The organism is Neptuniibacter caesariensis (assembly GCF_000153345.1).
Classification (GTDB): Bacteria; Pseudomonadota; Gammaproteobacteria; order Pseudomonadales; family Balneatricaceae; genus Neptuniibacter; species Neptuniibacter caesariensis.
The window spans coordinates 474,432-499,535 of sequence record NZ_CH724127.1 but is presented as its reverse complement, the minus strand read 5'-3'; the positions used below and the strand labels follow the sequence as shown (position 1 = coordinate 499,535).

The following is a 25,104-nucleotide window of genomic DNA, read 5'->3' as shown; positions in this document are numbered from 1 at the left end:
TGGGATGTCAAAGCTAGGAAAGCGTGTCTGGATCATACTCCTCCTGTTTCTTACCCTTCTTTTGGTAAGTACGCTCGCCTTATACTTTGCTTCACCTGCCCTCGCGGAAAAAGCGCTTAATCACTGGCTGCAGAAACAAAATTATTCTTCGATCGAATTACAGATGAAACCTCCAGGCTGGAACAAGCTGGAGATCGAGCAGATATCGCTTACCAAAGATAGCGAAGACAAAGTCATTCATCTGAGTTCCGGCAATATTCAGGTAAGTTACAACCCTCTTGAGCTGTATTTAAACCATCGCCTGGAAAGCTTGCTGCTTCCCCAGTCTAAAATTCGTATCGAATTTAAAGAAGCTAAAACGGTTCAGGAATCGGAATCTGAGCTGATTGACCTGTCAGGTATGCTCCCCAGCCAATGGTTAAGTAAAGTACCGGTTGGCGCACTTCGTGTGGGTGAACTTGATCTGATTCTGGATTACCCAGAAGGCCAAAACGATTGGGAGTTCAAAGGCGCCCTGCTTTTAGAAAATAGCACCCTGTATAGCCGTATTAATTTCAGCCGCAATAACAGTGAACTCGGCTGGGGTGACCTGCAATTAAACGCAGATGATCAACTTAAACTTCGCTTGCTTGAACAAGACACACCCTTTGTTGTGCTACAGGGACAAATTCAGTTTGCCAAACAATTGATGTTGAATTCAAAGCAATCCATTACCCTGAACAAACTCAGCGGAATTGGGGATAAATTTGGTATTACCGGCCTTCCAGAGCTATCAGGCTCGTTGGAATTTGAAGGCATCAGCAGCTTCCCGGTAAAAACTCGATTAACGCCGGATGCATTACTTAAAAGTATCCAAACCCAGCAACAGCTAACAGGCCATATAAAAGCCGCAAGCATTACTGAGCAGCTGGAAAGCGCGCAGATCAATTTAGAAGGCAAGCTAGGATTCTCTGTTGAGAAACTAGAGATCGAGCTATCGAAATCCAGCTCTGCGGAACTGCAAGGTTTAAATCTGATCCCTAACAAACCTCAGATAGAGCGTGCATCACTGAATCTGACCCAGCCTTTGCAGCTGGATATCAATCTGGCATCGGTATTTATGGATGAAGAAATTAGCCCACAGATATCCCCTATCGCCTTTGAACTAGAGACCAGCACAATAACGCTGCCTTCTCTATCAATTCCTGAAAGTAAAACCGCCATTTCACTTAAAGATATTAATCTCAAAGAGCATTCCTTAAACGGAGAGGTCAGCATAGCAAGGCTGACACCCAAGGTTCCAAACCAGAAGGTTCCACCGATAAGCGTTAACAGTCAGTTCAAACTGACGAAAAAACAGTTTGCGCAAAAGTTACGCCTTAAAACCGCTAATCTTCCGTTTCAAATTGATGCTTCAACAACCACTAACCTTACCAATCAGAAAACCCGTGCTAACTGGAAATTAAAACCGATCGCCCTAAAGAACATCGATCGAACCCTGGCTAATTTCGTAAAGATCCCCGCTAACCTTGCTGTACAGGGCGGCACTTTATTCCACAACGGTAGTGCTCACATCAATGCTCAGGGGGCCTATACCGCCACCCTGAATAACAGCCTCCGTAAAGTGAACTTCAGCTGGGATGAGATTTTCTTTGAAGGCTTAGAACAGGATTCCCGTAGCAGAATTCGTAGTAACGGCATAATAAGTGATACAGGCAACATTAAGCTTAATAAGGTTATAAGTGGTGTAGAGATCACAAAGGTCCAAACCCAGTATGCCTATGAGCATAAAAAAGGGCGTGATCAAATTAAGCTGGAAGCGACCCAGGCTGAGTTGCTGCAAGGGTTAATAACATTTGCTGATTTTGGATTTAATCCTCTGAAACCCGACTTCAGTACTCAGGTCTCAATAAAGCAGTTAGATCTGGGGGAAGTGTTAGCACTTGAGCGGCAACAAGGCCTATCCGGTGAAGGTAAGCTGAATGGTGCATTTCCGCTTCGCTTCAGTGATAACCAACTGACCATAAGCGATGGCATACTCACAGGCGAACAACCCGGTGGGCGTATCACCTTCACACCTTCAACCGCGGTCCAGGCTTATGCAGCAGCGAATATTGGTCTGAAGATGGCCATAGAAGCATTAGGCAACTTTCACTATGACACGCTGGAGATCGGCCTTAACTATTTGAGTGATGGCACTGCACTGTTAAAAACACGTTTAAAAGGGAAAAACCCGGAATGGAATAAAGGTCATCCGGTGGATTTCACAATCAATGTGGAAGAGAACATCCCTAAGTTAATAAAAACGCTACAGTTTGCTGATAAATTGACGAAGACAATTGAGAAACGTTACCGTTAGAATAAATTGGAATCTGTAGCAGAGTTGAGGAACAACCATGAAAGTAAACCAGATATTTCCAACACTGGTTATTGCGATTTCACTCGCAGCAGTAAGCGGTTGTTCGCCGCGGGTAGAAGTGGCAGTACCCAGTGAACCGATCACCATCAACCTGAACGTTAAAATCGAACATGAGATTTTAGTTAAGGTTGACCGCGAGATCGATGAACTTCTCTCTGAAAACAGCGACATCTTTTAATAGGAGGACAAGGAATGAATTTAAAGGCAATTTTAACCTCCATTATTCTGGCAATTTCACTCGTTGCTGCACCGGCTTGGGCTATATCTAAAGATGATGCCAAAGCGCAGGGACTAATCGGCGAACGTAATAACGGCTATCTGGGGATTATCACCTCTTCGCCGAACGCAGACCTTAAGAATCTGGTCACTGGCATCAATAATAAACGCCGTGCAGCCTATGACAAAGGTGCAAAAAAGGCCGGTGTTGAGCGTTCTGTATTTGAACTGCGTATGGGACAACGCCTTCAGGATCGAGCACCTTCGGGCCATTACATACAATTACCCAATGGGAAGTGGCAGAAAAAATAAGCCCTCTATCCCAGTAAGAGAAGCACAGATTATCTGTGCTTTTCTTTTATCCGGGCCCTGCCAAGCAACCTAATTCAGGACTCAGCCATGAAAACGATCCCGCCCTTAATCTTAAGTTTGTGCTGCAGTATGCTAAGCCAGATCAGTCAGGCTGAAGAGCAACCACCCTGGACCCTGAATCTGTACTTTGAAAACGATCTGTTTTCAGAAACTGATCAGAACTATACCAACGGTATTCGCGCTTCATGGGTTTCCCCTAACGTAGACAACTATCTAAAGGACGAGAGACTACCGGAATGGGTCAGAGATGTTAGTCCTTACTTACCGCTATTCGACCCTAGCGATGACAGCGCGCAGAAAGTAGAACGAAATGTGGTTTTAACCCTGGGTCAGCAGATCTATACCCCGGAAGATATTGATCGCTACTCCGTGGATCCTAATGATCGCCCCTATGCTGGCTGGTTATATGGTGGCATCGCCTACCACAGCCGTACCCGCGACAAGATGAACACTGCCGAACTCAATTTGGGGGTTGTCGGGCCTCTGGCGTTAGGCGAAGAAGCACAGGACTTGATACATAGTATTCGAGGCTTCCAGAAATTTAATGGCTGGGATAACCAACTGAAAAATGAACCCGGTTTCCAGCTGGTTTATGAACATAAAAACCGTATTTTCAAAAGCAGGCTCAGCCCACTTTTCGAATATGACATGATTCTCCATGCAGGGGGAAGTTTAGGTAATGTCGCCACCTATCTAAATGGTGGTGCAGAGTTTCGATTTGGCTGGAACCTTCCGCAAGATTTTGGCACCGCAGCGCTGCGCAGTGGTGGGGATAATAGCGCACCCGGACTGGGTGACGGTCGCTATCAGCGCGGTAGCCGGGACAAAAACCTGGGGGTACATGCGTTTATTTCGATGGATGGCCGCTGGGTACTCAGAGATATCTTTCTGGACGGCAACACGTTCAGAGATAGCCATTCAATTGATAAAGAACCCCTGGTCGGTGAAGCAGCTTTCGGTATTGCCGCCCTATACAGAGGCTGGAAACTCTCTTTCGCAAGGGTTCATCGAAGCCGCGAATTTGAAGGGCAGCCCGAGGGGCACGCATTCGGTTCTCTCAGCCTAAGCTATTCCTACAGCTTATAGCCCTAAATACTTGTGAACCTCTTGAATGGGTAGCGGTTTAGCAAAGTAGTAGCCCTGGAAATATTCGCAGCCCAGATCCTTCAGGAAATCCACCTGGGCTTTTTCCTCCACGCCCTCAGCCACAAGCTCAATCTGTAAACCCTTGGCCAAACCGATAATCGACTGCGCTATACAGCGATCATTTTCCGATGAGGGAAGACCATCAACAAACGATTTGTCGATCTTCAGCTTAGTCACCGGCATATGCTTCAGTCGTGACAAAGAAGAATAGCCCGTACCAAAATCGTCAATCGCCAAGCGTACGCCAAGTTCAGACATAGCATTGAGCTGAGCCCGAACAAGCGTTGAATCCTGACTAATCAGCTCTTCGACAATCTCAAGTTCAATCGCAGAAGATGGCAGATTATGCTCGCTAAGTACCTGCTCAATCTCTTTCGCCAGCATTGGATCATATAGCTGCTCACTGGCGATATTGACTGAAACCCATTGAACATCCCCCCCCATTTTCTGCAATTGCGAGATATCCTGACTCGCCCGTTGCAACATAAAGGAACCAATCCGCCCCATTAAACCGAGCTTTTTAGCTGCTGGCAGAAAATCCGCCGGTGAAACGAGGCCCTTTGTTGGATGTTGCCATCTTACCAGCGCCTCTAACCCAACCACTTTGCGCTCATCAGGGCACAGAATTGGCTGATAAAAAGCAGTGAGCTCCTGGTTTTTTAGTGCATCGACAAGCTCATTTTCTAAGGTGCGTTTACCTTCTAGTTCTACCATCCACTCAGTGGAGAAATATTGTACGCCTCCCCGGGACTGATCTTTAGTCCGCTGCATCGCAATCTCTGCACAGCGCAGGGGATCAAATGGTAGGTCACCCTCGGAAGGATAGATAACCACGCCCGTACTGAAATTGACACTTATCGGTGGCGAATCCAGGCAGATAAACTCTTTCTCAGCCACATACTGAAGTTCCTGTAGCAGCTGCTGTAGCTCTTCTGACCCGCGCAGGTTAGGTATCCAGATTGCGAAGGAATCACCCCCTATTCTGGACAGTCGATAGTGGTGGGTGAGTGAAATGGAAGAGAGCTGCCTGGAAAGCTCGACTAGTAACTGGTCTGCAACCTTATGGCCATGGGTTTCATTCACAGCACCAAAGAAATCGATGCCTAGTAAGATAAGTGCCCGACTTCGATCCGGATCAGGCGAATCCTGAAGATCATAATCAAGGCGCTTCTGGAAATTGTTTCTTTTTTCTAAACCTGTAAGGCCATCAAACTGTTCCAGAAACTCAAGCTGTTCTCTGTCTTTCAGCCAAAGTTCATGCTCATTAATCATCGAGATGTTATCTGCTAACGAAGCCACATAAGACATCTCAGCCATATCCCAGGAGCGCTGCTGATCTATCTGCTCCAAGCAAACCACCCCACGCAGCTCACCTTCTGAAAAAATCGGCGCATCCAGCATAGAACAGATAGCATTGGGAATAAGGTAGGGTTCCGAAAACTCGCATGTTCGATCATCGGTAATGGCATTGTCGGCATTGATCAGGCGACTTTCTCTGATGGCGCGAAAATAAGCAGGAAAATCCTTTTCGAAGAGCTCGACACCAAAATAATAACGATCTTCATCAAGGATGTATAAAACCTCACAGGTGATACATCCACGATGATTATCCAGTTTCCAGACACTGACACGGGATACGTTTAACTGCTTCGCGCAGGCTTTAACAATCCGCTTTAGCTTGGTAATCCGAGGAAACTCAATAAATCCCTGACCATGACTCACTGTCATCAATGACTTGTGCAAACGAATCAATTTCTCGATCGATGCCATTCACGACTCCTATGATCCAAACAACTGTTCTAATCTATTTCTGAAAAAAGTATAGCTTTTATCTACAATTTGTAACGAGCTTTCTTAAAAAGATTAGGGGAATTAAGTACCTATGAAGCTAACCAAAAAGCTGATCCTTGGTGAAATTATCTTCTTTCTACTCTTAATGGGTGGAGTCTTTTTTGCTGTATTTACATTTGTGTTACCTGAAATACGCGCCATAGAACGGCAGGGTCATCTTAAGAATCTGGCTAAAATCGAACATGCTTTCCAGAATGAGTTGGAACGTATAAAAATCGCTACCATCGACTGGGGCGAGTGGGACGATACCTACGAGTATGTCGTTAAACCCAGCCGGGATTATGAGGAATCGAATTTACTGGTCGATTCAATAGAGGACCTTAAAGTTGATCTTCTGATCATCCTCAACAGAGATCACCAGGTTATATCTAAACTCCATACAGAAAAGATGGGTAGCCTTGAGCGTATCAACTTACTCAAAGGTCAAAACTGGAGTCATTCGCATCCTCTATTACAATACTTTTCAGATAATGACTCTGCGATTTTTTTCACCGAGAAAGGCCCGTTGCTACTCGCCAGGCACCCTATTCTGACCAGCCAGTCTACCGGGCCAGCCAATGGTTACCTGTTTTTTGCCAGACTTTTAGATAATGAATTTACCGAACATGTATCGAGCTCTCTGGAGCTGGGCTTTACTGCTTCACTTGTAGATAAAACCACACTGCAACCCAGCGTAGAGTTCATCAATGACGATCTTTCACATGCTGTTGGTTATCAACAGCTCGCGAACAGCGTCGATAAAGTAATTCAGTTAGATATTGAGCAGCCCAGGCCTTTCTACCATCAGGCAATGAACGCTACCAAAATATCGCTGCTGGCCGTATTTATTATTGGATTAATGGCCTGCTTTGCGACTTACTTCATGCTGAAAAAGATCTTGGTCAACCCAATTATTCTGTTGCAGAAACAAGCTGAACTATTCACTAAAAGTGAAGGCAAACCCGCTTTTAGCGTTTTGCAAAGGGATGATGAGATTGGTGCACTATCCACATCTTTTGCCGAAATGGCAAAAGAGCTGTCTAATGACTTTAACCGGTTAGAACAAGAACGAGATGAACTTGAAAATGCCAGTCACACCGACGCTTTAACCAACTTAAAGAACCGCCGCTATCTTGAAGAGCTTATGCACTCTGAAGACACCTGGAAAGCTAAGGGTGATTGGACCATCTTCACCCTGGATTTGGACCATTTCAAAAAGGTTAACGACTCCTACGGGCATGATGTGGGTGATGTGGTCTTACAACAATTCTCAAAGGTCATTACTCAAAATTTCCGAGAGCAGGATATTGTCGTTCGAAGCGGCGGCGAAGAATTTACGGTTATTTGCAGACAAACAGATCAGCAAACCGCCAACAGTATTGCCGAACGGCTTCGCCTTGCAACAGAGATGAAAACGTTTGGCAAAGACAATAATCTAAGAATCACTTGTTCGATCGGATTCTTTACCATGAATATTATGTCCGCTGAAGCAGGACTTAAATATTGGCAAAGTATGATAAAAGTATCTGACCTTGCCCTTTATGCCGCCAAACACAATGGTCGAAATACCTGGGTTGGGTTGAACTGCCTAATGGGCTGCGAACATGGCACATACCCCAAAGAACTTCCAGATATCGGAACATGGATTAAGGAAAGAAAACTGCAACTTTCCAGCCCAAAAGCTAATCCCGAAGAGATGATCTGGAGCGCATAAACAGAACCGCCAAAGCGGCTCTAACAACGCATCCACAATACCTCGCTCAGGCATATTTGGTTTCTACATTTCTGATCAATGAACGGTAGAAAACTGCTTTCAGGCTATATCTGCTTTGTATTCCCCAAACATCAACCTCTGCTCACGATGAGAAATTACTGTTTCCTAAAATAAACTTTTGTCTATTTTCTATCACAAAACAGGTAAAAAACCGGTATCATTAGCCAAATTTTGAGCAGCACACCAACATAACTAAGGTAGCGAACTGAAGAGCTTCTGACTCTGCAGATTCAGCGACCAGACAACTGATCATAGGTAACACTAAGATGCCGACACAGAATCAGGCTCCTTTGGCGACTTTGGAGCAGACAGACGCGTTTATCGCACGCCATATTGGCCCTTCTGCCGCTGAGCAGCAGGCTATGCTGAAAGAACTAGGCGTAGCGGATCTTGACCAACTGATTACTCAGACTGTACCTGAGGACATTCTGGTCAAAAGCCCAATTAATCTTCCGGATAGCCGAACTGAAGAGGAGGTACTGACCTACCTTAAATCAGTGGCCGCTAAGAACAAGATCAATACATCGATGATCGGCATGGGCTACACCGATACAATCGTGCCAAACGTGATTCTGCGTAACGTGTTGGAAAACCCAGGCTGGTACACCGCTTATACACCTTATCAGCCTGAAGTCTCTCAAGGCCGACTGGAAGCGATTCTTAACTTCCAGACTATGGTACTGGACCTGACAGGTCTGGATCTGGCCAACGCTTCCCTTCTTGACGAATCCACTGCTGCGGCAGAAGCGATGACGCTATGTAAGCGTATGTCAAAAGCGAAGAAAGCCAATACCTTCCTGATCGATAAAAACGTACACCCGCAGAACATCAGCGTTATTGAAACTCGTGCAGAACCGCTGGGTTACGAAGTGATTGTGGGTGATGTGGCTGAGCTGATCGATCAGCACGAATGCTTTGGTGTGCTGGTTCAGTACCCAGGCACCTTCGGTGATGTAAATGATTACGCAGAGCTGATTGAGAAAGCGCACGATAAGAAAGCACTGTTCTGTGCGGCTGCCGATATCATGAGCCTGGTAACGCTGAAATCTCCTGGCGAGATGGGCGCTGACGTTGTATTCGGTTCTGCGCAACGCTTTGGTGTGCCTATGGGCTTTGGTGGCCCGCATGCGGCGTTCTTTGCAACACGTGATGCCTACAAGCGTTCTGTACCAGGTCGTATTATCGGTGTTTCTGTTGATTCACGCGGTAACAAAGCCCTGCGTATGGCGATGCAAACCCGCGAGCAGCATATCCGCCGTGAAAAAGCGACATCGAACATCTGTACTGCGCAGGTTCTGCTAGCCAACATGGCCGGCTTCTACGCGGTATACCACGGCCCACAAGGCCTGAAAACTATTGCCGGTCGTATTAACCGTTTCGCTTCGATTCTGGCGAAAGGCCTGCAGAGCAAAGGCGTTGAACTGGTTAACCAGAGTTGGTTTGACACGATTACCATCAAACTGGATAACGCAGAAGCGGTTTATAGCAAAGCGCTGGAAGCAGGCATCAATCTGCGTAATACGGGCGATAACCAGTTAGGTATGACCTGTGACGAGTGTACTTCACGCGAAACAATCAACACCCTATGGGATTGCATCCTGGGCGAAGATCACGGCCTGAATCTGGAACAGATCGATGCTGAGATCGCTGCATCAGGTGAGAACTCCTACGCCGCTAATCTGGCGCGTGAATCAGAGATTCTGACTCACCCAGTCTTCAACAGCTACCACAGCGAAACAGAGATGCTGCGTTACCTGAAGAAACTGGAAAACAAGGACATCTCCCTGGCGCACAGCATGATCGCACTGGGCTCCTGCACCATGAAGCTAAATGCGACAGCTGAGATGATCCCTGTCACCTGGCCTGAGTTCGGCAAGCTTCACCCGTTCGCGCCAATGGACCAGGCACAGGGTTACAAACAGCTAATCGATGAGCTGGAAGAGCAGCTCAAAGCGATCACTGGCTTCGACGCAGTCTGCATGCAGCCTAACTCGGGTGCACAAGGTGAGTACGCCGGTCTGCTTGCGATTCGCAAATACCACCAGGCAAATGGTGACGGTCACAGAAATATCTGCCTGATTCCGACATCCGCTCACGGTACTAACCCTGCATCGGCTGCACTGGCAGACATGAAGGTGGTTCTGACTGCCTGCGATGAAAACGGTAACGTTGATGTGGCTGATCTGCGAGCAAAAGCAGAACAGCATAAAGATGACCTGTCCTGCCTCATGATCACCTACCCATCGACACACGGTGTATATGAGGAAGATATTCGTGAGATCTGCCAGATCGTTCACGATAACGGTGGTCAGGTCTATATGGACGGTGCCAACCTGAACGCTCAGGTAGCCGTAAGCCAGCCTGCAGAGATCGGTGCAGACGTTTCGCACATGAACCTGCACAAGACATTCTGTATTCCTCACGGTGGCGGCGGTCCGGGCATGGGCCCTATCGGTATCAAAGCGCACCTGGCACCTTTCGTTGCCAACCACCCAATCCAGCAGATCGATGGTCCTAACCCAGAAAACGGTGCCGTATCTGCAGCACCATGGGGCAGTGCATCGATCCTGCCAATCTCTTGGGTTTACATTGCCCTGATGGGAGGCACAGGCCTGCGCGCTGCGACTGAGAATGCGATTCTGAACGCAAACTACCTGTCTAAGAAACTGGGCGAACACTACCCTGTTCTTTACACAGGTCGTAACGATCGTGTGGCACATGAATGCATCATCGACATGCGTCCACTCAAAGAGTCTTCAGGCATCACTGAGGAAGATGTGGCGAAGCGTCTGATGGATTTCGGTTTCCACGCGCCAACCATGTCCTTCCCGGTGGCAGGCACGCTGATGATCGAGCCTACTGAGTCTGAATCTAAAGCAGAACTGGATCGCTTTATCGAAGCGATGGCGCAGATCCGTGAAGAGATTGGCCAGGTAGAAGACGGTGATATCGACGCGGAAAACAACCCGCTACGTAACGCACCGCATACCATGGCTGACCTGATCGGCGGCGACTGGGATCGTCCATACAGTTTTGAACAGGGCGCTTTCCCGGTAGCACGCCTGCATACCAGCAAAGTATGGCCAACGGTGAACCGTATCGACAATGTATACGGCGACCGTAACCTGTTCTGCTCATGCATTCCGGTTGAAGATTATGCTGAGTAAGTAACTGAGGATCATTAATTAAGTTGGTTAACTTCTGAGTTTAATTTTGCAAAAGCGAACCAATTGGTTCGCTTTTGTTTCTTTGAAGCAAATATCAGCTGGCGCTTAGCTTACATTCCATACAGTATGTGATTAGTGCTCAATACCCTTCCATTTCTCAGCAAGTTTTTCGTTAGTTTTGAAGTCAACAACATTTGGTGAGCTAACTATGCTCTCTTTTTCAGCATTTTCCATTTGGGATTGCTTTAACTTCTCTTTTCGTTTTTTGATTAATAATGATGGGAGAGCAATAAATGCGGCACTCAAAGTTCGTTTACTTAAGTCATAACCACTAGCAATAACAACGGTTTCAATAACTGGTTTGTATGCCTCATCGCCAACAATCTCCACTAAAAATGCTATGAACTCTGTATAAACACTCCCCTCTTTGGCCTCTTTGAGCGCCCACACAATACCGCTCTGACCTTCTTGGTATAGCGGAAGGTCAAGTTCCTTAGTCACCTGTTCAAGCTCTACAAGTGCGGTAAGGGTAATGTCCAAAACGTCAGAAGAGACAACACCTAGCTCTTTTAACTCGGTGTAGCAGCTCATTGCCAACAACGAAGCTGGGTTATCTTGATATGGCGCTTCAGTTTTAAACGTAATTGAACCTAGTTCAAGCGCCCCTGGTAGAGATATCAGCTGGCCAGCCCGATAAAGCGTCACATCACCAATCATTAATGGCTGTGGCTTCAATTGCTGCTGTTCATCGATATTAGCAGGCTCATCCACATTAAACACTTCCGACTGTTCAAAGATAAACGCTCTTAGGTGCTTATCAATGAGCATATTCATTCTAAATAGGGGAATCGTTTTTCCTTCCAACTGCTCAAAGAACGCTCTCGCTTTATCTCTGTTTACAGTAGATTTAAGAGTATCAAAACGCCCAAAACGGTTAAGGTTCTCTTCGTCGATTACACCATTTATGAGTTGTAGCAACAGGTCTTTGTCTAACCCTAGCGCTTTTACAATACCGTCGATGCGGGCTTGCTCTGCTTTGTTTTGATAGCGATTAATATAATCTCTAAAGCTATTGCCTTCACTAAGACGTACATCGCCACGCTGCAAGTCATTCAAGAATAATCTAGCATGTCGCTGTTCTTCTTGTGTGAGGGATGAAAATGACTGATGCAGCTCATTAAGCGTCCGTTCTGTCTCCTCTGCACTAACCCCGCTATTTAACACACGTAAATAACGCTCGAATCTACTATTCATGTAGTCAGAATCTATTCGACCAGTATCAATTTCAGTCAAATAGCCCACGATATCGAATGGAATATCTGATTTTGAGCCGCTGGGATCGCGCTCGCTTTGGCTTGCCAGTTCTCGGTATCGCAGAGCCAAACCTAGATACACTTGCTCACCACACTCTAATGAACCATCAGTCCAATCTAGACCTTGAATTTTCGCGGCTTCAAGGTGTTTGTTGAAATCGCGATAAAGTGCTGCAAATTTCGCGCAGGCTTCATCATCTTCTGGCAGACACTCAAAATCTTGCACATCCGCATTGTTAAATACGGTTTGGATTTCAGCAAAGATTTCATTCATCGCCTCAATGTTGCTTTCTAACTTATCCACGAGCAAACCCAAAGGTTTATCTCCAGAATAGAGCTTCACTGCCTCATCAATATGGCGCTCCATCGTGTCTGGGTAGCGATAATAACGAATTGTGCCATGCGGCTTGTCTGGGCCAAACAAACGGTTGGTGCGTGAGAAAGCTTGGATAATGTTCTGGTATTTGATCACCTTGTCTAAATAGAGCGTATTCACCCATTTAGAGTCAAACCCCGTCAACATCTGGTCAACTACAATCATCAAATCAAGCTGTTTCTCTGGCTCTTTATGGATGCCCTCATACGGCTTTTTGTGCGACATCCGCGCCGCCATATCTTGCTTGAACTTCGGGTGACGGCCGAAGTCGAAGTCTTGACCAAACATCGCATTGTAATCCGCCATGATCTCTTCAAGGCCGTCCGCCTTAAAGGTTGGACCACGTTCTGCGCAGCCATCTACACTATTTTCCCCTTCATTGTTGATGTTAGGGTCAAACAGCGCCGACACTTTAAGCTCAGGTTTGGCGGCTTTAAATCGACGATAGTAATCGATCGCTTCCGCAATACTGCTGGTTGCCAAAATGGCATGAAATTTATTAGCTTGGCTTAATATTTCCCACTGCTCAATGATATCTGCAACGACTTGTTCTTGATGCGTATCCGTTTCATATTGAGTTTTTGGCACATAGTCTTCAATGCCTTTTTCATAACGATCATCAGGCAACGCTATCCCAGCCAACGGCACATCGTTCATAAAGTGGTTAAATTTTTTCTTCTTTTTGGGGTCTGCCATTGCCTCAGAGACCGTTTGCGCTTTTGCTTGCTGCAAAGCGACCGCTTCCCTTAGCTCCCGCTCTTTGAAGGTGCGTATTTTGTATGGATCAAAACCCAACACATTTTTATCGCGGATACCATCGGCAAGGCTATAACGGTGCAGTTCATCGCCAAAAATATCGGGCGTGGTGGTACCTTTGATCTCATTTTCACCTTGGATAGGTGTGCCAGTGAAGCCAAAAAACAGCGCCTTAGGGAAGGTTTTTTTGATGACGGTCAACATGTTACCAAACGTTGAACGGTGTGCCTCGTCTACAATAAATACGATTCGCTTCTCTCGAATAAGATCAATATCCGCAGAATTGGTGGCGGTCCCTTGGTCGTCGACCGCTTCAAAGATGTTGCTCATTTTTTGAATAGAGCTAACGATCAATGTCTCTTTTGGGTCTGAGCTTTTTAGCTTAGTGACCAACACATCGGTGCTTTCGGTAGCTTGCACCTCTTCCCTGTCATCGGCAAAATTGCGATACTCTTTAAGCGACTGTGAACCAAGCTCAATTCGGTCCATCAAGAACACCACTTTGTCGGCGTCACGAGACTGTGCTATTAACTGAGCGGACTTAAAACTGGTCATGGTTTTGCCCGACCCCGTGGTATGCCAAACATAACCACCAAGCCGGTCAGCATTCGAATTAATCTGTCGCCATTTAGTTTTCGCGACCTTATCAGAGATAGCATTAGCGGCGTAGTATTGATAGCTACGCATAACCTTGAGCACCCCATCGGTATTATCTGCGACGGTGTAGAAACCAATCAACTGATGTGCCATCGGAATCGAAAGCAGTGTTGACGCTACCTCTTTCCAGTGATTGACGGGGTCATTGTTCACATTGCCCCAATTAAATTGGTAATCAGGGTTAAACTTGCCATCGGCACCTGGGTTAGCGAAGTATTTCGACTCTTCTGGCTGCATGGCTACAAACACTTGCACCAGTGAAAACAAGCCGCTAAAAATCCCCTCTTTGGAGTACTTCTCTATTTGGTTCACCGCTTGACTAACTGGAATTCCACTGCGTTTTAATTCAATGTGAAACACAGGCATGCCGTTGATCAATAACATAATATCACCACGGCGATCATTACGCAGAGGGCTGCCACGCTCAAACTTAGGTTGCTGAACGATTTGATAACGGCTTTGTCCTGCCGCTATTTCTTGTCTGTCGTAGATCTTTAAGCTGACTTCTTTGCCCAAATGTTCTGGGTCATTCTCGTTGTCACGCTTAATTGCAACGGTTTTACCGTTAATAAAGCCATTGAGCTTAAACGGTGTTTTAAGCTCTTTGATTTGCTCGATGATCTGTTGCATCTCACCGTTCGTGAGCGGCACATCGTTCAAACGATCACGCTGGCGATTGTTCTCAAATAAAATGTTTGCCCAGTTTTGTTGCAAGTCAGCTTCGGTTTTGTTTTTAAGAACCTCGCGCTCCCAGCCTTTATCGATCAGTACCTCGATAAAGGCTTGTTCAAAATCCGCTTCTTTTTTAAAAATGGTCATCGGCTATCCTTGTTACACGAACATTTTATCTAAGCATGCTTGCTTAATATTTTTGAGTTTGGTGATTTGTTGGTTGTGTTGATTAATTAACAAACCGAGCTTTAGGAAATAATCACCAATTTTGATTTGTTCTTCTTGCTGTTCAGGAAAGCAAACCGACAGCTCTCTAAAATCTTGAACACCTAAAGATTTACGAGTTGAACCTGTCGTTTTGTTATCTACTCGACCCTTAAAAACACTCGTATTCATGTACCCCTTCAGGTAAGGAGAATACAATGTAACCGGCTTAACAATCGCCATCGTTGGTGAATACGTATACTCACGATCTACGTTACTTGATAGATCAATAATCTTCCCGATAGAGGCAACACGCCCATAAGCAAAATCCCCTACTTCAACCTGATACCTTTGTCGATGTTCACCATAAATATGATAAGGAACAATTCTCACGTTCTTAAAGTCAACATGTCCATTCTCATCGACATCGCCAATACCAATAAAAGGAACTCCATTCGCTACAGCATCAGGCGCTCGATGGCTTGGGTGCGGATCTATAACATGTGCAATTTTTGATAGCGACGTGGTGGTCCAATTCCCAGTAAAACCATCAAAACGAACTTCTGGTACCGTTTCGCCAGCCTTTGGAAACATCTTTTCCAGCATGGCTTTTTTCAGGTTGCTGAGCTTGTCGTGCTTTTGTTGGTGCTGGTTGATTAGGGTGTCGAGTTTGTGGAAGTAATTGCCGATTGCGGTTTGCTCAACTTTACCAGCGGTAAAAGTTTCTAACTCTGAAAGTTTATTTACCGAAAGACCAGGCTGAGCTGATTGCCCAGAATATTGCCCTAGATTCATTGATCCAAGTTTATAGTAAAGGAAAAGCGTGTCGTTTTTTTCATTGGCTTGTACGGCTATTGCATGCTCAGTGAAAAAAGCCTTTCCATTAGAAAAGTTCATATTTCCGCAAAGTGCCCCCTGCCTGCCTATTAGAGCATAGGAACCTTCATGGTTGTACTCCGAGGTATAACCTCGAAGACCATTTCCACCATAAACTGGGTACGCACCGTCCTTATTAATATCTTCTGATCTTATAAACTTCCCACTCCGGAAATTTGAACAAAGGCTAGCTAGAGTAGCTTTCTTCCACTCACCACTAAAACCGTCAAAGCGAATTTCTGGTTCTTTCAATTCCATAGCCATCTTACTCACCCTTCAGCAATTTAGTCAGTTCCGCTAAGCCCTGCATATCAAACTCATTGCCTGTCAATTGGTCCATCATCTCTGCTAGCTCATTTTCTGAAGTTTGAATCTCATTGGCCACTTTGGAATAGGTCACGGCGTACTTATCAGCTAGTGATTGGACTTTAGTAGTTAAGCGGTTAACCACAGCACTTGGCATAGAGGCTAGCTCATCACATAACGGCGTGATCCACTTGAGCTCTAATAGAGTATTGACCTGATCATCAGAGAGTTTTTCTATCGTTGACTTGGTATTGATATGTAGCTGTAGAGCTTTCTCTTTGATATCCGCTTTTAGCTCCGCTTGCTCATCCAGTAGCTTGCTAGCCTTAATCACTTTTCCTTCAATAGTTTCGGGATCAAAACTAAACTCTGCACGTAGCATTTTGAGGTAAGAATTCACTTTACCTTTGGCGTAAGTGCCGTTTTTGCTGGCTTCCATTTGATGCCATTGAACCTGTGGATACTCTGCAATAAATGCTAACTTTTCGTCCACCTTGGCTTTGTTATCGAGTAACGCAATATACTTATTAAGAGCAGCTATCTCTTCAGAATTAATGCCTAGATAGGCATCTATTACCGCTAAACTTAAACCGGCTTTAGCAAAAGAATCATTATTGTCATTGAGTACAGAATCGTCTTCTTCCTTGAAATATTCAATAAGTTCATCGATAGTCGAAACAACCTCACTGAGCTTGTCTTCTTGCATTTTCAGCTCGTTTAAATCATCAATCAGATAGTTTTTTTGCACCAATTCAAACGGCATAATATGGCCTTTCCAGCCTTCTTGTACTTCGGTCTCTTTGCCTTTGACTTTCTTGATGATCATATTCGGGTCAACCTGCTTGGTAGCATCAAACCCTTCGGTTTGCATCATTTCAAGATCGGCACTAATGATCTGCCACTGGTCACTAAGCAGCTGGTAGGCCTGATATTTATCCACCAAAGCGATCGGCTGCATGCGCTTAAACAGTTCGATACTTAATTGCGCTTGTTGTCGGTTGCGGTTAACGTTTGCCCAACCCTCAATTAAGGTGTTTTTTAGGTACTCATCAAAGCCCTCAAACGCTTGCTTGTATGCCTGAATAAACGCAAGCAGTTGCGGATGCAGTGCAATCGTAGCTTGCACTTGGCTTTTCTCAACCGCCAACTCGCTGTATTCGGATGATTTCGCGGTAAACAGAGCATCAAGAAGCTCTGGCAAGGCATCCCAGTACTCTTTTAGGGCGGCTATTTCACGGTTTGGAATACCCCCTAACATGGTCGCGTGAATATCCCACGTTTCAGCTGCTGGTGATGAGTCCACATAGCGTGGAATATTGAGGTTGTACTCGTTTTCTTGAATGGTTTTCTTGCTAGCCACTTTCGAAAACTTAGCATTATCTTGGCGATTAATCACAGCATCGGTGATGCGCTTGATATCTGAGTCTTGCAGTTTGTTGTTTTTACCTTCTTTCACAAAGTGTTTTGACGCATCTACAATCAATACATCATTGTTTTCACGCTTCTGCTTGAGCACCAAAATCACAGTTGGAATGCCAGTACCAAAGAAGATGTTAGCTGGTAAGCCTATGATGGCATCAATGTGATTGTTTTCTATCAGTTGCTTGCGGATCTCGCCCTCTTCACCACCACGGAAAAGGACACCGTGTGGTAACACAATGGTCATAATGCCATCGGGCTTGAGGTGGTATAAGTCATGTAAGAGAAAGGCAAAATCGGCTTTGGTTTTTGGTGCTAGGCCAAAGCGAGCGTAACGCGGATCGTTCTCTTTGTTTTCTGGTTCCCACTTTTGTGAATAGGGAGGGTTGGAGACTACAGCATCCACATACAGAGGTTGGTAAGTCTCTTGCGGGTTAGTTTCATCAAAGTATGGCCAGTCATCTTCTAGCGTATCGCCATTACGAGTGGTGATGTTATCAGGCAAAATCCCGCGCATGATCAGGTTCATACGAGTTAAGTTGTAGGTACTTTGCTTAAGCTCTTGTGCGTAATATTTGATGTCATCTTTGCTCTTGGCATGTTTTGCCACTGAGCTACCGATGTTAATCAAGAGTGAGCCAGAACCACTGGTTGGATCGTAAATCTCAATCTCATCTTTATGTTTGAGCTCGTGCGCGGTGATTTCAGACATCAATAGCGAGACTTCATGTGGCGTGTAGAACTCGCCCGCTTTTTTTCCCGCATTGGCTGCAAACTTTTCAATCAGGTACTCATAAATGTAACCCAGCACATCATAGCCAAGATTCCCCGTCATCGGGATGGCTTTAATAAGATGAAGTAAGTCGCTGATTGCTTTGGTTCGCTTACCAGAGGTCTCACCCAGTTTGCTTAAACCCGTCTCTAGCGTAGTGAAGATCCCTTCAAACAGTTTTTTATGTTTTTTATTGATCAAACGGTTAAAAGCTGACAATGCATCGCGAACATTCGACTCATCAAACTCTGTGCTTGAATCCACCCAAGTCGAGAATAAATTGTCATAGGCAATGAAAAACCCTTTCTCTCTTCGGATATAATCCACTGTTTCTGTGTCATCTTCGGCCAATGCCTTAATGTCATCTGGTGTCATCCCTTGCTCGATAAGGAAGCTCACTTGGGTATCGCTCAGATATTTGTAGAAAATGAAGCCTAAGATGTAGTCTTTGTATTCGTTTGCTTCGATTTTAGAACGCATCTGGTTTGCTGATTCCCAGATTTTTGCTGCGAGTTGTTGTTTATTCATATGAAGTATTAAATTCTCAAAAAGATCAACACACATCAGTGTTGAAGCTGAAACAGGTATTTTCTGCTTCTCGGGCAGGATGTATCAGAGCACCGACTGCTAACGATGCATTTCATTCACAGATATTTGCTAGTACTTATCAATTGATAGAGTCACTGTCATCAATATTCCAAATATATTTGGTTCCAAAAGTTAACATCAAGTCAACCAATCTCATGCGAGAACATTAAACCCTTTGGATATTAAAAGAAATCCGCATTTTTATGCACTAAGCAGCAACATAAAAAGTTCTAAGCAATAAAAGCTTCCTGCAGGCTCTAGTAACAACATATCTTATATTTCTTTCCACTCCCGCAGTAACACTTATCATTTCTACCTACTTTTCTGGTTGGTCTCACAAAAGTTCGAAAATTGCTAAGCTCTTTTGGATGTTTCATATGTCTCGTTCGATCATCCAGTTCTTGTGAGGCTTCCCAAGGATAATCCTGATCCACTCCAAACTTAATTTCCTCAGTCCAAGGACAGATACACAAACCTAACCATCTATCCTTACCTTCTTTGTACTTCCTGTTCTCACAGTGTTTTACTAGAACTTCGTAAGCCTCTTCATCTGGCCAAGGGTTGATATGAATTGTCATGCCAAGCTCATTCTCAGGCATTAGTGTAAAATCGTGCGGCCTTCCATCGTCCTTTGCTCTGCGCAACATCTCTGAATAGTAGCGATCAAAACTTGCTTGATCTTGAGGATAAAGCTGCAATAAAAACAGACCTAGTTGAATACCCTCGGGTACATTGTGCACATCGATAGACTTAATCAACCTTTGAATAGGACTATCTAAGCCTCTTGTAAGAATTCCAGTTGGGGTCTCCTCACCTGGGTACCCCTCCCTTCTAGACAAAAATGCTATATCTACAGGTATAGAAGAATGCCCGCCTAACACTAAAACTGGATCCTTATCACTTCTAGAATGCCTTAACCCAGAAGTTAGATGCATGGCAAATACGGCATGTTCTTTTTCTGAAACAACAAGCTGTCTATTATTGACCCTGAGGTTTATATAATTGAGAAAGTGTAGAGGGCTTGTTAGAAACTCACTGATTATATCTAAGAAGAAAACATCCATGACATACGGTGGCTGTATTCCCTGACATGATCTAGTAACAAGGTAGGAATCAACTTGTGAATTTAGCGAAGGGTAATGATCGGAAATGACACAAACAGGGTAGATTTCCTTTAATTGATTTTTTAGTTTTAACTCTTCCCCCGATTCAGTAACCAAGCGGTATTTATTTAGCTTGAGTGACTCGGCACAACTAAACGCTTGATCATAAGCAATCTGTACCGCTTGAAAAAAGTCCTTCTCTAAAGCATGTTCATCACCTTGCTTTGCTTTCAAAGTCAGGCGCTTGGATTTGGCTTGAAGGACAATCGCTCTATCGCCATATATAACTAGGACATCTATCTCATCAACTGTTTCTTTTTTCGACTTCTCTATCGTTACATTTCGATAAACACGCTCTTTTCCAAAAACCCTCTCAAGACGCTCAGCTGCAAACTCTTCAGTAAACGCCCCTCTATTCGAAATAAAAGCACTGTAATACTCTTTGTCTTTGATTAGCCAATAAAACGGAGCTTCATATAGAGCGGCACATAAGCTGGCGGCTTGCAATAAAATAAAATGATCACCGCAGCGAATAATTGGCTGAGCATCTATAGGATTGAAATCCGTCGGATTAGAGAACTGTTTAGCAGCCTTTACCCCTTCAATTGTGAAGGTTTTTAAAAAAGCTCTAATCGTTTCAGCCTTTTCTGCTGATTCTTCTACAAGTTCTGAAAAGGCAAATGAATATAGTGGTAATACCGACTCAGTTAACTTTTCTTGATCAATGCGGTTTGGAAATCTTCGATTTAACTTGCTGTTTAGGAGCCTGTAAATGCTTTGGTAGAGACAAATAGCTTGCTCAATTGTAAAGTTCTTATTCTTTACAAACCATTGATTATCTTTGATATAACGACGTTTAGAAAGATCGATATATTGCGAGCCATATGCTGATTCGCCAGCGTAAAAGATAGCTTCCTTTAGCCATTTACGACCTTTAGGGTACTCTCCTGTTTCAGTTCCACCCAAGCCCTTAAAAATTGAAGCGTGTAAATCTTGTAATACTTCCTCCGTTCTAACTAGCAGATGGTTAATCTCTTTAACGGAAATTTCCTTGTCCCATTGCTCACCCTTCAACATCAAACAAGTAATCAGAGATATCTCAGTTCTCAGTAAAGACTGGCTTGAATAATGATCAGCAAGGTGTTCATAACTCAGCTCGTCATCGCAACTGAATGTATATTCACGTAGGCAGACTGTTGCAATGACATGAATAAAACCCGGAGATTTGCATAGCTTCTCTAACTCTTGAAATACCTCTCGCTCTGAACGGACACTCGGTAACTTCTGGTGTATTAGATCAAAATACCCTGACATTAATAAACCTTCCATGGACTAACAAAAGAACCACACTCCTAATAACTTAGTAGCGTATAGCTCATACGCATGAAATTGAAGTACCTTAATGAGTTACACAACTGAAAAAGTGATAGTGAATTGTACTTATGAGAAATTAAGTAGGCTAATCACCCATTGCTTATCTGCTAGTACGAGACGATGGGATTCAAAATCCCTTACCTTCAAGAGCATTCCGGCTGAAAGCTTTAAAACCGCTGATCAAGCCTTTTAACCTTTCGCAGGAACATCTCTTCTGAATCGACCGAGATGCATTGCACCTGCGGGCGCTCATTATGCCCTAGCCTGACAAAATTGTAGGCATCTGAGACAGCAATCATCAGCTCATCTTTGTGGGCATAAAGTCCGGCGAGGAAGAACTTTCCTTTGCCAAGGCCTTAGGAACCTGCGAATAAGTCTCATGCTTTCTCAGTGGGCTATAGAACGGCCATATGCGCGAAAGTCAGTGCAGCGAAATGTCTGGACCTTTTCAAACTGACTGACAAAGCAGATGGCCGTTATAAAGCCCACCCTATGGGGCTTGCAGAGCAAACGAATCGCTTTGTTAATAATTTTCCCCAGGCAACCAGCATGACTGTAATTATTGCCGCGTGCTTCAATTGCTCTGTAAGCCTGAGGCGCATAGGACTTGTTAGCAGGTTCCTTAACCAAAACGAATGATTTTCTTATGAACCCTGACGATTAATTCTTTGTTAACTGATTTCATGTCAGACCTCCTGAAGTAAGTTAAAACTATAAAACGCTCCCTTTTAAATCACATCCAATTTTTTCGAAACTTGTTTTAGAAAATTTCTGAACGTTATTAACAAAAAGAACTTTTAGGCGTTGAATAATTCTAAATGTAAAAGCCAGCAAGGAATTATTATGTTCTCAGTCTACAGTAACGAAAACAGTGTATTTAGCGGGACACTCGAAAACCTGATTACCGTTAAACCACCGCCTGAAGTCGTTGGCGCTACGTTAAAAGCGATACAGCCAGAAGTTGAAACGGTTTCAACAGCCTATCAACCCAGCAGAAGCGCACTGGATACCTATCGGGATCTTATTCATGCTGATCCGAAAGAGCAGATCTGCCATGTTCATGAAGTAATGCACACTGAATATCTGCTGATTAATGACGATCTGCCCTTTCATGAAGCGCTTGTCAAAATGACTGCAGAGCAAGTACACGCAGCGCCTGTGATTAACCAGCAGGGCCGTTTTATTGGTGTTCTTGATGCCCTGTCCATTATTGAACGTCTGGCTCAGCCCGAGGCTGATCTTGCCGAGCTTCGTATTAGTCAGGTGCGCAACTGTATGACAGCGGATGCCATTACCACGGTACCGGTTACCAGTATTCGTCGCGTCGCTCAGGTAATGCAGGCTTACAACCTTGAGATAGTTCCTGTGGTTGATCAATTCGAGATCGTTGTTGGGGTCGTCACCCCCTTAGCTCTGGCTAAGGTAATTGCTATCGATCCGCCCATTAGTGTTTGGACATAGCACAAGGGAATAAGGCTTAAAACATACTGAAACATAATGTTTCCAATTTTTCTGAACAATAAGCAAAAGAAAGCAAATTTATTAATTAACGAATCGCGAGTTAAATATATTAAAAAAACAAAGAGGATAGAGAAATGCTTTATTACGACACAGAAATGCAACAGCTGTTTAAACAGCTGGGTTTAAATGATGACCCTGATAGTATCGATGATTTTATTGAACAAAATAAAATCTATACACACGAACTGCATATTGCCGATGCGCCTTGCTGGAGTAAATCACAGTCTGATTTTTTAAGAGAATCTATCTATTACGACAGCAAATGGTCTGACTCCATTGATGAACTGGATATTATACTGAGAAACTAATGAATGATTTATATGGCAAGGGACTGCCCTCACTCCTCCTGAATCATGTTCTTCAGCACTGGATTAATGATCGCGCTTTCACGGTAGAGTAAAAACAGATCATCCGTTACCGCTTCCGCCTCACCTATCATCTCAACATCGTACTGCTGACATACCTCCTCGGTAATGTAGCCCGGCGCTGAAAAGAAACCTTCACCTGACTGCCCCAGCACTTTTAACAGGGCACTGTCGTCAATTTCAGCACGGATATTGATCTCTATATCATTCTCTTTAAACCAATCCTTTAATTTGCTCAGATAAGGTGTTTGCGCACCGTAACTCAGAAAGTCTCCGCCTTTAAGACAAGCCGGAAACGCCTCTTTGAGATCTTCGAGTTTTGAACGACTGTAGAAAAACGCCATCGTGGTGCTAAGTAGTTTATGTGCCCGTAGCCCTTCACGGTCACACTCTAACGGCAGATAGTCGGTAAGGATTGCATCGAGTTTTTTCTGTTTCAGCTGTACCAGTAGCTCCTGGGTATTGGCGGTCTTACACACCAGATGAATCTGCTCATTGGTATCCAGGGCAGGTTTAATGATTTTCCAGGCTAGAATACGGTGCACTGTCGGGGCTATACCGATTGTGAAATCAAAACTACGATTCTTTTCTGAGGTATCCAGAAGGTGCTCTAACTGGGAAGTTGTATCGAAGATCTTTTCAGCATAAGCGTATACCTGCTTACCCATCGGCGTAAGCACCAGATTACGGCCCTCCCGCTTGAACAACAGGTGGTTTACGTTATCTTCAAGTGTGGCTATCTGTGCACTTAGCGTCTGGGGGGCAAGATCCAGAATATTACAGGCCTGAGTAATAGAACCTTCACGGGCCGTTAACCAAAAATAGTGCAGGTGTTTCAGGTTGAGCATTTTCATACGACAAACCTCAGAAATATAACCTAGCGTTTTACTAGGTTATATTTCTGAGTATTTTTGTCAAGTATTAGAAATGTGTTTGATATTATGCAGCCCTGGGATCAAAGTTATCTGCCTTCCATTCTGGTAAAGATGCCAGTGTATGCTCTTGATCACTGGATACCTCAAACAGATGGAAAGCTTCCGGTTTGAGCAGATCAATCGCGGTATGTATGTGTGCGTAATCTTCGGGTACGGTTTGATTGGTTTTCTTAACCACAAAGCTTTTTTGCACTGCTGGGATATCTGCGCGTAAAGGCGACTCTACCCAAAGTGAAATAACTTTCTCAGTTACCAGGTACTCAACCCGGACTATTCTGAAACCCTGCTTCAGCGTAATGGTCTGGATTTTATCGTCAGTCAGTAAGGTGTGTTTCTGTATAGTTTTCATGTTGAGCCTCCTTTTTTAACTACTATCTATGGAAGCTCTGAAGATAAAAACAGATTTTCTGAGCACTACGTTCACATTTTTTCTGAACGAAGTGCCCAGTACAAACCCATCGCCAATTCCCTGGCTCATGAAACAGGAAGCTATCGTTTCTTTTTAGCCGCACCCTGGCGAGCTTTAAAGCGCGGATTACTTTTGCAAATAACATATAAACGGCCGCGACGTTTAACCACCTGGCAATCAGGATGCCGTTCCTTCGCCGTCTTTAATGAGCTTAATACCTGCATAATCGGCTCCTTACTGCGATCGGCTTGCGCGATTACCGAAACGCTTGTTGAACTGTGCAATACGCCCTTCCGCCTTCGCCTGGCGTTTCTCACCTGTGTAAGTTGGATGCGAAGCACTGGAGACATCCAGTGTCACCAGTGGGTAGGTTTTCCCATCTTCCCAGACAACAGTTTGATCACTTTTGCAGGTTGATCGAATTCGAAAATCACGCCCACAGCTTGTGTCCCGAAAAATCACATAGTCATAATCCGGATGAATACCCTTTTTCATCTACATCTCCAATAAATGTTATACCATAACAATATATATGAGACTCATTATCATTTTCAA

17 protein-coding genes are annotated in these 25,104 nt (G+C 44.5%); 8 read left to right on the top strand and 9 right to left on the bottom strand.

The annotated features are described in order from the left end of the window. Positions 1 to 4: 4 nt before the first annotated feature. The 4 genes from MED92_RS16055 (at position 5) to MED92_RS16040 (ending at position 4,072) form a co-directional block, all read left to right on the top strand. Positions 5 to 2,338 carry an intermembrane phospholipid transport YdbH family protein gene (locus MED92_RS16055; RefSeq protein ID WP_007022633.1) on the top strand — a complete coding sequence of 778 codons (2,334 nt, stop codon included), beginning with the start codon at positions 5 to 7 and terminating at the stop codon, positions 2,336 to 2,338. Positions 2,339 to 2,375: 37 nt separating this feature from the next. Beyond that, positions 2,376 to 2,576, top strand: coding sequence for a YnbE family lipoprotein (locus MED92_RS16050; RefSeq protein ID WP_007022632.1), 201 nt, complete (start codon positions 2,376 to 2,378; stop codon positions 2,574 to 2,576). A 14-nt stretch (positions 2,577 to 2,590) separates the two neighbouring features. Continuing rightward, positions 2,591 to 2,926, top strand: a complete 336-nt coding sequence (locus tag MED92_RS16045) for a YdbL family probable chaperone protein (protein ID WP_007022631.1) — start codon at positions 2,591 to 2,593, stop codon at positions 2,924 to 2,926. Positions 2,927 to 3,013: 87 nt separating this feature from the next. Next, positions 3,014 to 4,072, top strand: a complete 1,059-nt coding sequence (locus MED92_RS16040) for a lipid A deacylase LpxR family protein (RefSeq protein ID WP_007022630.1) — start codon at positions 3,014 to 3,016, stop codon at positions 4,070 to 4,072. Here the strand turns inward: MED92_RS16040 and MED92_RS16035 are convergent. Continuing rightward, positions 4,067 to 5,902: a sensor domain-containing phosphodiesterase gene (locus MED92_RS16035; RefSeq protein WP_007022629.1), complete on the bottom strand. Its 1,836-nt coding sequence runs from the start codon at positions 5,900 to 5,902 to the stop codon at positions 4,067 to 4,069. The two genes, MED92_RS16040 and MED92_RS16035, sit on opposite strands and share 6 nt — an antisense overlap. A 112-nt stretch (positions 5,903 to 6,014) precedes the next feature. Here MED92_RS16035 and MED92_RS16030 point away from each other — a divergent pair, with 112 nt between their 5' ends. Together MED92_RS16030 and gcvP are read left to right on the top strand one after the other, a co-directional pair. After that, on the top strand, positions 6,015 to 7,676 hold the full coding sequence (locus tag MED92_RS16030) for a diguanylate cyclase (RefSeq protein WP_007022628.1): 1,662 nt from the start codon (positions 6,015 to 6,017) through the stop codon (positions 7,674 to 7,676). A 326-nt stretch (positions 7,677 to 8,002) separates the two neighbouring features. Then, a complete protein-coding gene (gene gcvP, locus MED92_RS16025) occupies positions 8,003 to 10,903 on the top strand; it encodes an aminomethyl-transferring glycine dehydrogenase (protein ID WP_007022627.1) in 2,901 nt (966 codons plus the stop codon). A 132-nt stretch (positions 10,904 to 11,035) separates the two neighbouring features. On the opposite strand, the gene MED92_RS16020 is transcribed toward gcvP, so the two are convergent. The 4 genes from MED92_RS16020 to MED92_RS16005 form a co-directional block, all read right to left on the bottom strand. After that, complete coding sequence (locus MED92_RS16020) at positions 11,036 to 14,824, bottom strand: type I restriction endonuclease subunit R (protein WP_007022626.1); 3,789 nt, start codon at positions 14,822 to 14,824, stop codon at positions 11,036 to 11,038. Between the two features lie 12 nt (positions 14,825 to 14,836). Beyond that, the gene (locus MED92_RS16015; protein WP_007022625.1) at positions 14,837 to 16,021 is read right to left on the bottom strand and encodes a restriction endonuclease subunit S; all 1,185 of its coding nucleotides are present in this window, start codon (positions 16,019 to 16,021) and stop codon (positions 14,837 to 14,839) included. A gap of 1 nt (position 16,022) precedes the next feature. Next, positions 16,023 to 18,782: a type I restriction-modification system subunit M gene (locus MED92_RS16010; RefSeq protein ID WP_040663374.1), complete on the bottom strand. Its 2,760-nt coding sequence runs from the start codon at positions 18,780 to 18,782 to the stop codon at positions 16,023 to 16,025. A 317-nt stretch (positions 18,783 to 19,099) separates the two neighbouring features. Continuing rightward, positions 19,100 to 21,274, bottom strand: coding sequence for an SEC-C metal-binding domain-containing protein (locus tag MED92_RS16005; RefSeq protein ID WP_040663148.1), 2,175 nt, complete (start codon positions 21,272 to 21,274; stop codon positions 19,100 to 19,102). An 888-nt stretch (positions 21,275 to 22,162) separates the two neighbouring features. Here MED92_RS16005 and MED92_RS16000 point away from each other — a divergent pair. Together MED92_RS16000 and MED92_RS15995 are read left to right on the top strand one after the other, a co-directional pair. After that, on the top strand, positions 22,163 to 22,780 hold the full coding sequence (locus tag MED92_RS16000) for a CBS domain-containing protein (protein WP_007022621.1): 618 nt from the start codon (positions 22,163 to 22,165) through the stop codon (positions 22,778 to 22,780). A gap of 134 nt (positions 22,781 to 22,914) precedes the next feature. Next, complete coding sequence (locus MED92_RS15995) at positions 22,915 to 23,148, top strand: DUF2789 family protein (RefSeq protein WP_007022620.1); 234 nt, start codon at positions 22,915 to 22,917, stop codon at positions 23,146 to 23,148. Positions 23,149 to 23,177: 29 nt separating this feature from the next. Here MED92_RS15995 and MED92_RS15990 read toward each other — a convergent pair whose 3' ends face one another. The 4 genes from MED92_RS15990 to MED92_RS15975 all read right to left on the bottom strand — a co-directional run bounded on the left by MED92_RS15990 (position 23,178) and on the right by MED92_RS15975 (position 25,044). After that, positions 23,178 to 24,059 carry a LysR substrate-binding domain-containing protein gene (locus MED92_RS15990; RefSeq protein ID WP_007022619.1) on the bottom strand — a complete coding sequence of 294 codons (882 nt, stop codon included), beginning with the start codon at positions 24,057 to 24,059 and terminating at the stop codon, positions 23,178 to 23,180. Positions 24,060 to 24,144: 85 nt separating this feature from the next. Further along, positions 24,145 to 24,489, bottom strand: a complete 345-nt coding sequence (locus MED92_RS15985; protein WP_007022618.1) for a DUF7352 domain-containing protein — start codon at positions 24,487 to 24,489, stop codon at positions 24,145 to 24,147. A 140-nt stretch (positions 24,490 to 24,629) separates the two neighbouring features. Continuing rightward, positions 24,630 to 24,773, bottom strand: coding sequence for a type B 50S ribosomal protein L36 (gene ykgO / locus MED92_RS15980; RefSeq protein ID WP_007022617.1), 144 nt, complete (start codon positions 24,771 to 24,773; stop codon positions 24,630 to 24,632). Positions 24,774 to 24,783: 10 nt separating this feature from the next. Next, positions 24,784 to 25,044 carry a type B 50S ribosomal protein L31 gene (locus tag MED92_RS15975; RefSeq protein ID WP_007022616.1) on the bottom strand — a complete coding sequence of 87 codons (261 nt, stop codon included), beginning with the start codon at positions 25,042 to 25,044 and terminating at the stop codon, positions 24,784 to 24,786. Positions 25,045 to 25,104 lie beyond the last annotated feature (60 nt).